Annotated in this window: 10 protein-coding genes; 9 read left to right on the top strand and 1 reads right to left on the bottom strand. The window is 69.5% G+C overall.

Annotated features, from left to right (window positions below; translation table 11 throughout):
- The first annotated feature begins 150 nt into the window (after positions 1-150).
- The 9 genes from FNH05_RS06865 to FNH05_RS06825 all read left to right on the top strand — a co-directional run bounded on the left by FNH05_RS06865 (position 151) and on the right by FNH05_RS06825 (position 8,637).
- Positions 151-1,854: a TIGR03767 family metallophosphoesterase gene (locus FNH05_RS06865; RefSeq protein WP_144586435.1), complete on the top strand. Its 1,704-nt coding sequence runs from the start codon at positions 151-153 to the stop codon at positions 1,852-1,854.
- 5 nt (positions 1,855-1,859) lie between these two features.
- The gene (locus FNH05_RS06860) at positions 1,860-2,267 is read left to right on the top strand and encodes a PaaI family thioesterase (RefSeq protein ID WP_144586434.1); all 408 of its coding nucleotides are present in this window, start codon (positions 1,860-1,862) and stop codon (positions 2,265-2,267) included.
- A 68-nt stretch (positions 2,268-2,335) separates the two neighbouring features.
- Positions 2,336-3,610, top strand: coding sequence for a C39 family peptidase (locus FNH05_RS06855; RefSeq protein ID WP_144586433.1), 1,275 nt, complete (start codon positions 2,336-2,338; stop codon positions 3,608-3,610).
- 118 nt (positions 3,611-3,728) lie between these two features.
- Positions 3,729-4,829 (top strand): S-(hydroxymethyl)mycothiol dehydrogenase, encoded by a 1,101-nt coding sequence (locus FNH05_RS06850; protein ID WP_144586432.1) that lies wholly within the window; start codon positions 3,729-3,731, stop codon positions 4,827-4,829.
- A gap of 165 nt (positions 4,830-4,994) precedes the next feature.
- The gene (locus FNH05_RS06845; RefSeq protein ID WP_144586431.1) at positions 4,995-5,687 is read left to right on the top strand and encodes a TetR/AcrR family transcriptional regulator; all 693 of its coding nucleotides are present in this window, start codon (positions 4,995-4,997) and stop codon (positions 5,685-5,687) included.
- A gap of 68 nt (positions 5,688-5,755) precedes the next feature.
- Positions 5,756-6,025: a helix-turn-helix transcriptional regulator gene (locus FNH05_RS06840; protein ID WP_144586430.1), complete on the top strand. Its 270-nt coding sequence runs from the start codon at positions 5,756-5,758 to the stop codon at positions 6,023-6,025.
- Positions 6,022-6,546, top strand: a complete 525-nt coding sequence (locus FNH05_RS06835) for a hypothetical protein (RefSeq protein ID WP_144586429.1) — start codon at positions 6,022-6,024, stop codon at positions 6,544-6,546. The genes FNH05_RS06840 and FNH05_RS06835 overlap by 4 nt, the downstream gene beginning before the upstream one ends.
- Positions 6,539-7,441 (top strand): ABC transporter ATP-binding protein, encoded by a 903-nt coding sequence (locus FNH05_RS06830; RefSeq protein WP_144586428.1) that lies wholly within the window; start codon positions 6,539-6,541, stop codon positions 7,439-7,441. The genes FNH05_RS06835 and FNH05_RS06830 overlap by 8 nt, the downstream gene beginning before the upstream one ends.
- Positions 7,438-8,637, top strand: a complete 1,200-nt coding sequence (locus tag FNH05_RS06825) for an ABC transporter permease (protein WP_144586427.1) — start codon at positions 7,438-7,440, stop codon at positions 8,635-8,637. The genes FNH05_RS06830 and FNH05_RS06825 overlap by 4 nt, the downstream gene beginning before the upstream one ends.
- On the opposite strand, the gene FNH05_RS06820 is transcribed toward FNH05_RS06825, so the two are convergent.
- A complete protein-coding gene (locus FNH05_RS06820) occupies positions 8,615-9,997 on the bottom strand; it encodes a cryptochrome/photolyase family protein (RefSeq protein ID WP_144586426.1) in 1,383 nt (460 codons plus the stop codon). The genes FNH05_RS06825 and FNH05_RS06820 overlap by 23 nt on opposite strands.
- Positions 9,998-10,056 lie beyond the last annotated feature (59 nt).

Below are 10,056 nucleotides of genomic sequence, written 5' to 3'. Positions count from 1 at the left end.
CTTCACAGTCGATTCGACTGTGAAGGGACCCTTCACGGCCCTCCGAACGGGTGGAAATGCGATTAGTTTTCGCGTTTTGCTCTTCTGCAGGTCATCTCCTCGTTAGCCTCTCCCGGCAGGCTTTCCGCCGACCAGGAGAGGTGGCGTGGGATGGGCATGATTTCCAGGCGCGGATTCGTGGCGGCATCGGGGCTCGCGGGGCTCGGGCTGGTGCTGGCCGCCCCGGCGGCGAGCGCGAAGCGCGCGGTGCGCACGACCGGGACGACACTGGCTTCCGCGGCCATCCCCGTCACTCTGGGAAGCGCTTACACGCGCCTCACCGCCGGCCCTGGCTGGCCGCTCGTCGTCCGTGAGGACCTGGTCGCGGGCCGGGCGGGCCGCGACGACCGGCGGACCGGACTGGCCTCGTTCGTGCAGTTCACCGACCTGCACATCACCGACACCGAAAGCCCGGCGCGCTTCGAATACCTGCACGACCTGATCGGCTCCGCGCACCGCCCGCAGGAGACGCTGGGCACCGCGGCCACCGCCGCGCTCGTCGGCCGGGTGAACAGCCTCCGCCTCGGCCCGTTCACCGGCAGGCCGTTCGACTTCGTGATGACCACGGGCGACAACACCGACAACCACGAGCACCTCGAACTCGACTGGTTCCTCAAGCTGCTCAACGGCGGCACGATCACCCCGAGTTCGGGCGACCCCACCCGCTACGAAGGCGTCCAGGCCTCCGGCTCCCCGCTGTTCTGGAACCCGGACGAACCACTGGGCGGCGACGCCTACACGGCCAAGGGCTTCCCGCGGATCCCCGGCCTGCTCACCGCCGCGGGCGCGAGTTTCACCTCGGCCGGGCTGAGGGTCCCGTGGTACTGCACCTTCGGCAACCACGACGACAGCGTCGTCGGGACCCTGCCGGACGGCATCCCCGGCCTCGCCGAGTGGTACACCGGCCGCTACAAGGTCATCGGCAAGGACGAGAGCACCACCGCGAAACTGGCCGCCGCGATCAAGACGCCCGGCGCCACCGTTCCCGTCTCCGAACTGTTCGGCGGCGGCGTTGTCCGCGAGATCACGCCCGACAGCAGGCGCAGGCCGTTCACCACCGCCGAGTTCGTGCAGGCCCACCTCGACGCGGCCAACACCGGTCCCGGCCCGGAGGGCCACGGCTTCACCGGCAACAACGCCGACGGGGCGAACGTCTACTACACGTTCCGGATCGCCCCCGGCATCACCGGGATCAGCCTGGACACCACCACGCTCGGCGGTTTCGCGGACGGCTCGATCGGGCTGCAGCAGTACCTGTGGGTGGAGAAGGCGCTTACCCGCGGCAGTTCCGCCTACTACGACTTCTGGGGCAACAAGGTCCACCACCAGGTGACCGACGAACTGTTCGTCCTGTTCAGCCACCACACCTCCACCACCATGGGCAACCTCCTGCCCGACGCCCGGCACCCGCTCGAACCTCGCCTGAACGGCGACACGTTCGTCGCCCTGCTGCACCGGTTCCCGAACGTGCTGGCCTGGGTCAACGGGCACACCCACCTCAACAAGATCACCGCACACCCTGGCAAGACCCCGGCGCAGGGCTTCTGGGAGATCAACACCGCCTCGCACATCGACTTCCCGCAGCACGCGCGCGCGATCGAGGTGGCAGACAACGGGGACGGCACGTTGTCGCTGTTCACCACGCTCATCGAGGCCGAGGCACCCTACTCGGTGGACTACGGAAACCGGTCACTGCCCGCACTGGCCTCGCTGTACCGGGAACTGTCCTACAACGACATCCACGCCAAGCTCGACCGCCTCGGCGCGGCGGCCGACCGGAACACCGAACTACTGGTCGTGCACCCCCTACGCTGAGCCGCATGAGTGAACTCGACGAAGCGGGCACCGCACTGTTCCACCAGACCATGCCGTTCACCAAGCGGCTGGGCGTGGAGGTGCTCCGGCACGCGAAGGACGCCGTCGTCTCGCGACTGGCGTGGGAGGACTCGCTGTGCACGCTGGGCGGTGTGCTCCACGGCGGGGTGCTGATGTCACTGGCGGACGCCACCGCGGCGGTGTGCGCCTTCCTCAACCTGCCAGAGGGGGCGCAGGGCACGACGACCATCGAATCGAAGACGAACTTCCTGCGCGGCCTGCGCGAGGGGTACGCGACCGCGACCTCGAAGCCGCTGCAGGCCGGGCGGCGCGTGATCGTGGTCGAAACCGAGATCCACGACGACGCGGGCAGGCTCGTCGCCAAGGTGACGCAGAGCCAAGCCGTTCTGTAGGGCGCGCGGGATGCGCCGTTAGTAGGCAAATGGTTTACACCACTGCGGGCGGGCGCGAGAATCACGCCATGACCCGGATGCGTGCAGGCCGCCTGTTCAGCTTGGTCACCGTCGCGATGATGGCGACGGTGACCGCCCTCCCGACCGCCGAGGCTCGTCCGGGCCGTCCTGCCGCCGCACCGGTGAACTACCACGAATGGTCCGGCTCGGCCTTCCACGCCGGCGCGTTCTCGGGGGTGGTGGCCGTGCCCGGCGGGCTGGGCCTCGGCAGGCCCGCGGGCACGCTGGCCTACGAGGGCAAGGACTACGAATACGGGCAGTGGACCTCGCCGGTCTACCGGCACGGATTCGGGGCCACCGAACTGATCGCGTCGTGGAACGCGCGGACCCCCGACAAGACCTGGCTGCAGGTCGAGGCGCAGGGCGAGACGGAAACCGGCGCGGAGACCGCCTGGTACGTGATGGGCCGCTGGGCCAGCGGGGACACCGACATCCGGCGCACCAGCGTGGACGGGCAGGACGACGCCGACGCCGAGGTCAGCGTGGACACCCTGGTCATGAAGCCCGGCGTGACGCTGCGTTCGTACCGCCTGCGCGTGAGCCTCTACCGCGAGGTGGGCAGCGCGGCGAGCCCGGTGCTCGGCACGGTGGGCGCGATGACCTCGGCGATCCCCGACCGCTTCGCGGTGCCCGCCTCGCGTCCCGGCAAGGCGCGCGGGATCGAACTGCCCGTCCCGGCCTACGCCCAGAACCTCCACAAAGGACACTTCCCGGAGTACGGCGGCGGCGGCGAGAACTGGTGCAGCCCCACGTCCACGGAAATGGTCGTCGAATACTGGGGCCGCCGTCCCCGGGAAGAAGACATGTCCTGGATCCCGTCCGGTTACGTGGACCGCACCGTCGACTACGCCGCGCGCTACACCTACGACTACTCCTACGAGGGCACCGGAAACTGGCCGTTCAACACCGCCTACGCGGCCGGGTTCGGCCTCCACGGCCACGTCACGCGGCTGCACTCGCTGAACGAACTCGAGGACTACATCGCGCACGGCATCCCGGTGATCACTTCGCAGTCGTTCCGGGCCGACGAACTCGACGGGGCGGGCTACGGCACCGCGGGGCACCTGATGGTGGTCGTCGGCTTCACCGCGGACGGCGATGTGATCACGAACGACCCGGCGTCCAACAGCGACGCCAACGTGCGCACCGTGTACAAGCGAGCCCAGTTCGAAACCGTTTGGCTGCGGACCAAGCGCTACACGGCCAGCGGCGCCGTGGCCGACGGCAGCGGTGGCGTCGCCTACATCATCACCCCCGGCGCCGACCAGGCCTCCTCGAACTGACCTGGAGCCTGTTTTGGGCAGCGGAACCTGACGCGGTGGCCGCTGTCGCGGGCGGCACCGGTTTCGTGGCAAGCTGCGAAGAGAGGATCGGCCGAATCAGCCGGAGGGGTGAGCGCAGATGCCATACGAGGTGCAGGGAGTCGTTTCCCGCGCGAAGGGCGAGCCGGTCTCGCTCGAGACGGTGATCGTGCCCGACCCCGGGCCGGGTGAGGCGGTGGTCTCGGTCAAGGCGTGCGGGGTCTGCCACACCGACCTGCACTACCGCGAGGGCGGGATCAACGACGAGTTCCCGTTCCTCCTCGGGCACGAGGCGGCGGGTTACGTCGAGCAGGTCGGCCCTGGCGTCACCGACCTGGCGCCCGGCGACTTCGTCATCCTCAACTGGCGCGCGGTCTGCGGCACCTGCCGGGCCTGCCGCCGCGGCCGCCCCTGGTACTGCTTCAACAGCCACAACGCGAACCAGTCGATGACGCTGGCCGACGGCACCAGGCTCACCCCGGCGCTGGGCATCGGCGCGTTCCTGGAGAAAACGCTGGTGCACGCCGGGCAGTGCACGAAGGTCAGTCCCGAGGCCGAGCCCGCGGTGGCCGGTCTGCTCGGCTGCGGGGTGATGGCCGGGCTCGGGGCGGCGCTGAACACCGGCGCGGTCGGCCGCGGCGACACGGTGGCGGTGATCGGCTGCGGCGGGGTCGGGGACGCCGCGATCGCGGGGTCGTACCTCGCGGGCGCGCGCACGATCATCGCGGTGGACACCGACGACCGGAAACTGGAGTGGGCCAAGGGGTTCGGTGCCACCCACACGATCAATTCGCGGGGCCTCGGCCAGAACGACGTGGTCCAGGCCATTCGGGAGCTCACCGATTCGTTCGGCGCGGACGTGGTGATCGACGCGGTGGGCCGTCCGGAGACCTGGAAACAGGCGTTCTACGCACGGGACCTCGCCGGGACGCTGGTGCTGGTCGGCGTGCCCACGCCGGACATGCGGCTCGACGACATGCCGCTGATCGACTTCTTCGCGCGGGGCGGCTCGCTCAAGTCCTCGTGGTACGGCGACTGCCTGCCCTCCCGCGACTTCCCGATGCTGATCGACCTCTACCTGCAGGGCCGGCTGCCGCTGGAGAAGTTCGTGACCGAGCGGATCTCCGTCGACGGCGTCGAACGCGCCTTCGAGCGCATGCACAAGGGTGAGGTGCTCCGGAGCGTGGTGGAGTTCTCCTGATCCGGCCTCGCCGCGGAGGATCCGGCGGGCAGGCGAACGGAATCTCGCCAGAAGGTGACAAAAGACCCTGGACGTGAGGGAAATTCCGCCGCGGCGCCGAGGCTGGCCGTCGAATGGTCTAATATCGCCCGCCTGGAACCGAAGAGGGCACGGTGACAACGACACATGGACGATGACGGTCACACCGCGGTCGGACAAGACCGGTCCCCCTCGTCCCCGCCGGAGCCGGCTGCACGTTCATCTGCACGCGCATCCAACCTCGCCCATACCCGGGCCCGGCAGAGCACCGCCCGTGTCGCCGACGACCTTTTGCTCGACGCCGCACGTCAATGCGTCCTCGCGGTGGGCCTGCGGCGCGCCACTCTCGCCGAGATCGCGAGGACCGCAAGGGTCAGCAGGATGACCTTGTACCGGCGTTTCCCCGACGTGCGCAGCGTCCTCTCCGCCCTGATGACCAGGGAGTTCGGGGCGCTGCTGCAGCAGGCGATGGCCGAAGGCGCCGAAGCGGGCAACGCGCGGCAGCGGCTGGTCCGCAGCGCCGTCGCCGCGGTCCGGCTGCTCAACGAGGACGAGCTGATGCGCACCGTGATCGACGTGGATGCCGAACTGCTGCTGCCTTATCTCGTCGAGAGGTTCGGTGGCACGCAGCAGGTGGGTGAGCGGTTCATCACCGCGCTGCTGGCGGCAGGCCACCGGGACGGTTCGGTGCGGGCCGGCGAACTCGCCACCCAGGCCCGCGCCGTGCTGCTGGTGGTCCAGTCCTTCGTGTTGTCCTTCCGCCCCGCCACCGCCGACGTGCCCGCCGGGGCGCTACTGGCCGAGTTGGCCCGCCAACTGGAATCCGCGCTCCACCCCTGAACTCGCACGTGCCCTGATCGGGCGTGGCCCCTTGCGGCGGTCATTGGGTTTTTGCAACGATCCATTGTATGAGTCCGGTCAGACGTGGCAAAGAGCTGCCAATCTACAACCGCCTGCCGGTGCTCCGGGCGGAGCGGGGTCTGAGCCGGGCGGAGCTGGCCGAGGCGGTCGAGGTCAACCCGCAGACCATCGGTGCACTGGAGCGGGGCGACCACTACCCGAGCCTCGATCTCGCCCTGCGCATCTGCGCCGTGTTCGGCCTCCCGGTCGAGGCGGTGTTCAACCGCGAGCCGTTCGCGCCACTGTCCACCCAGGTTTACGGCAAGGGGGAACGATGAACGTCACCGGCCAACGTGTGTGGGAAGGCTTCCTCGATCATCTGGAGCGCCGGGAAGTCCGGCGTTCCCGGATGCTCCCCGGCTGGCGCACCCGGCGGCACCGCCGCACACTCACCATGGTGCTGGTCGCCGCGAGTCTGGTGATGATCGTCGACGCGGCCCTGATGGGCCCGGCGCCGAACCCGTGGTTCTTCACCTTCTGGTTCGCGAGCTACCTGGCGTGGCTCGCGTCCTTCGTGCTGTTGCGTGTCCTGACCGGCAAGATGTGCAGCTCGTTCTCCGCCCTGCTCGACGAGCGCGAGCGCGAGTTGCGCCACCGCGTGAGTTATTTCGGCTACCAGGCCCTCGCCACGCTGATGGTGCTGGGCCTGGGCTATCTGCTCGCGATCAGCCACCTGGAGAACGCGGCGTTGCGCGGCGCGCTGATGCTCGCCGCGCTGCTCATGCTGGGCGGATCGGTTCCGGCGATTATCCTCGGCTGGACGCTGCCCGACGACGACCCGGAGGATCGCGTTGCCTGACCTGGAAATCCGCCAAGTGTCCAAACGCTACGGTGACAAGGTCGCGCTGGACGGCGTCTCCTTCGAAGTCCGCGCCGGGGAACTGTTCGGTTTCGTCGGCAGCAACGGTGCGGGCAAGACCACCACGATGCGCATCGCGCTCGGCGTGCTTGCCGCCGATTCCGGCGAGGTGCGGTTCGGCGGCTCGCCGATCACGCACGAGACCCGCACCCGCTTCGGGTACATGCCGGAGGAGCGCGGTCTGTACCCGAAGATGAAGGTGTTCGACCAACTGGTGTACCTCGCCGAGCTGCACGGGTTGAGCGCCAACGCCGCGCACAAGAGCGCCGAGACCTGGATTTCCCGCCTCGGGCTCGCGCCACGGCGGCTGGACGAGGTGCAGAAACTGAGCCTCGGCAACCAGCAGCGCGTCCAGCTCGCGGCCGCACTCGTCCACGATCCGGCGGTGCTCGTACTCGACGAGCCGTTCTCGGGCCTCGACCCGATCGCGGTGGACGTGATGAGCGCGGTGCTCCGGGAGAAGGCTGCGACCGGGGTGCCGGTGCTGTTCTCCAGCCATCAGCTCGACCTGGTCGAGCGGCTGTGCGACCGGATCGGCATCATCCGCGGTGGACGGTTGGTGGCCTGCGGTTCGGTCGAGGAGCTGACCGCGGGAGCGTGCGCCCAGCTGATCGTCTCGGTGCCAGAGGCCCGTCCCGGGTGGGCCAAGGAACTGCCGGGGGTGCAGGTGGTCAGCGAGGAGCCGGCGCGCACGGTACTGGAGCTCGCCCCGGAGGTGGACGACCAGCTGGTGCTCGCCGCCGCCACCGCCACCGGCCCGGTGCGAGAGTTCCGAAGGCTGCGGCCGAGCCTCGCCGAGCTGTTCCGCAACGTCGTCGCGGGGGAACCGAAATGACCACACCGCATCCCGTCACCCCGCTCAGGGCGATCGGCCTGATCGCCCGCCGGGAACTGAACACCCGGCTGCGCACGCGGTCCTTCGTCGTCGGCACCGCGGTCATACTGGTGATCCTCGCCGGCTACCTGTTGTTGCAGGCCAGCCTGTTCGGTCACGCCAACAAGGCGAAGATCGGGCTCACCGGGCAGGCCATCGGCATCGCGGCCCAGCTGAAGGCCGCGGGGGCCGCGGCGGGCAAGGACGTGGAAACCACCGTGGTGCTCAACCCGGCCGACGGGCGCGCACGAGTGGCCGACGGGGATCTCGACCTGCTGGTGTCCGGCAGCGCGGCGGATCTCCAGGTGCTGGTGAAGTCCGATTTGGACGGTCAGCTGCGTGCGGCGCTGAACGGCGTCTCACGGCAGCAGGTGCTCAACGCGAAGCTGCTGGAGGCGGGCCAGGACCCGGCGCTGGTGATGCGCGAGGTCGACGCCACCCAGGTCGGGGTCACCACCATCGAACCGCCGGACCCGGGGCGCGGCCAGCGCCTCGCGATCGGCCTGATCACGGTTTTCCTGCTGTTCTTCGGCATCCAGACCTACGGCGCCTTCGTGGCGCAGGGCGTGGTGGAGGAGAAGGCGAGCCGCGTGGTGGAGATCCTGCTGTCCACGGTGCGGCCATGGCAGCTGATGCTCGGCAAGGTGCTCGGGCTCGGCCTGGTCGGCCTGGTCCAGATCCTCATCCTCGCCGCCGCGGGACTCGGCATGGCCCAGGGCACCGGGGTGCTCACCCTCGCCGGGGTCGCGGCAGGCACCGTCGCCTGGGGAATCCTCTGGTACGTCGTCGGATTCTTCCTCTACGCCACGGTGTACGCGGCGGCCGGTTCCCTGGTTTCGCGCCAGGAGGACGCGGCCTCGGTGATCACTCCGGTCAGCATGGTGCTGATGATCGGGTTCGTGGTGGGCTTCAACGTACTGCTGCAGGACCCCACCGGCGGCACGGTCCGCACCCTGTCGCTGATCCCGTTGTTCTCCCCGATCCTGATGCCGGCCCGGATCGCCACCGGTGCGGCCGCGGGCTGGGAGATCGCGCTGACCCTGGTGCTGACGCTGCTCACCACGGCCGTGGTGACCTGGCTCGGCTCCCGCGTCTACCGCAACGCGGTGCTGCACACCGGCAGCAGGCTCGGCCTCAAGTCCGCGCTGCTCGGCTGATCCGGCCGAACCGTTCGAGGGCGACCCGGCGTTCGTGGGCGTGGTCCACCATGGGCGCCGGGTAGCCCGTGGGCGGTTCCGGCAGCCGCCATGGCCGATGCACGGCCTTTCCGGGCACGGCACGCAGTTCCGGCACGTACCGGCGGACGTAGTCGCCGCGCGGGTCGAATCGCTCCCCCTGCGCGGTGGGGTTGAAGATCCGGAAATAGGGCGCGGCATCGGTGCCGGAGCCCGCGACCCACTGCCAATTCAGCTGGTTGGCGGCCAGGTCGCCGTCGAGGAGGTGGCGCAGGAAGTGCCGGGCACCCCACCACCAGGGCAGGTGGAGGTCCTTGACCAGGAAACTGGCCGCGATCATGCGCACGCGGTTGTGCATCCAGCCCTCGGCGAGCAACTGGCGCATCCCGGCGTCGACGATCGGGAATCCGGTGCGGCCCTCGCACCACCGCTCGAAGGCCTCGGAGTCGAAGTCGTAGTCCATTCCGTCGAAACGGCGGTCGTAGTTGTGCCGCGCCGCGTCGGGCCGGTGCCACAGGACGTCCGCGAAGAACTCCCGCCAGGCCAGCTCGGACGTCAGCGCCTGGGCGCCGGGGCCGGAACGCTCCGCCAGATCGGCGAGCAGCGACCGCGGGTGGAGGCAGCCGAAGTGCAGATGGGGTGAGAGCCGGGTGGTGCCCGGCAGGTCCGGGCGGTCGCGGGCGGTGTGGTATTCGTCAAGGCCCGCACGCAGGAACCGCCGCCAAATCCGGTTCGCCGCCGCTTCACCCGCGGGCGGAAGCCCCGGCACGTCACGTCCGGGTGCGGCGGGCAAGGCCGATTCGCGCCCGGGTTCGAGCCAGTCCACTGTGGATCTTCCGGACGGGGATCCGCGGTACGGCGGCGGGAAGCCATGCCGCAGCCAGGCCCGGTAGTAGGCGGAGAACACCCGGTAGGGCCCGCCGTCTGGCTTGGTGATCACGCCCGGCGGGATCGCATACGGCGACCCCTCGGCCACCCAGTCGATCCCCCGGCGGCCGAGCTCTCTTTCGACCGCGCGGTCGCGGCGCGTACCGTACGGCCCGAAGTCGGCGCTCACGTGCACACTGACGGCACCGAACTCCTCGGCGATCTTCGGCACTTCGGTCACGGGATCGCCCCGGACCACCAGCAGGCGGCCACCCAACTGCCCGTCGAGCGCGCGCAGGCATTCGTCGAGGAAGGAGGCGCGGACCGCTCCCGCCCGGACGAGCAGCACGTCGTCGAGCACGAACAGCGCGAGTACCCGGCGTGTGCGCGCCAGTGCGCTCAGCAACGCAGGATGGTCTCCCAGCCGCAGATCCCGGCGAAACCACAGAATCGCCGTGCCGATTCCGGAAGCCATCGTTTCACTCTAGTGTCCAGAGTCATAGTGCCAGAACCGAACGAGGGGTCTCAGCCGTC

This window comes from Amycolatopsis rhizosphaerae, from assembly GCF_007713715.1.
Taxonomy (GTDB): domain Bacteria; phylum Actinomycetota; class Actinomycetes; order Mycobacteriales; family Pseudonocardiaceae; genus Amycolatopsis_E; species Amycolatopsis_E rhizosphaerae.
The sequence above is the reverse complement of the archived record's forward strand: the minus strand, read 5'-3'. Positions and strand labels throughout refer to the sequence as shown.

Bases quoted from the DNA above. Each gene is read 5' to 3' on its own strand.
- FNH05_RS06825 (WP_144586427.1), top strand. From the start codon at position 7,438: ATGACCACACCGCATCCCGTCACCCCGCTCAGGGCGATCGGCCTGATC.
- FNH05_RS06855 (WP_144586433.1), top strand. From the start codon at position 2,336: ATGACCCGGATGCGTGCAGGCCGCCTGTTCAGCTTGGTCACCGTCGCG.
- FNH05_RS06840 (WP_144586430.1), top strand. From the start codon at position 5,756: ATGAGTCCGGTCAGACGTGGCAAAGAGCTGCCAATCTACAACCGCCTG.
- FNH05_RS06865 (WP_144586435.1), top strand. From the start codon at position 151: ATGGGCATGATTTCCAGGCGCGGATTCGTGGCGGCATCGGGGCTCGCG.
- FNH05_RS06850 (WP_144586432.1), top strand. From the start codon at position 3,729: ATGCCATACGAGGTGCAGGGAGTCGTTTCCCGCGCGAAGGGCGAGCCG.
- FNH05_RS06845 (WP_144586431.1), top strand. From the start codon at position 4,995: ATGGACGATGACGGTCACACCGCGGTCGGACAAGACCGGTCCCCCTCG.
- FNH05_RS06860 (WP_144586434.1), top strand. From the start codon at position 1,860: ATGAGTGAACTCGACGAAGCGGGCACCGCACTGTTCCACCAGACCATG.
- FNH05_RS06835 (WP_144586429.1), top strand. From the start codon at position 6,022: ATGAACGTCACCGGCCAACGTGTGTGGGAAGGCTTCCTCGATCATCTG.
- FNH05_RS06820 (WP_144586426.1), bottom strand. From the start codon at position 9,997: ATGGCTTCCGGAATCGGCACGGCGATTCTGTGGTTTCGCCGGGATCTG.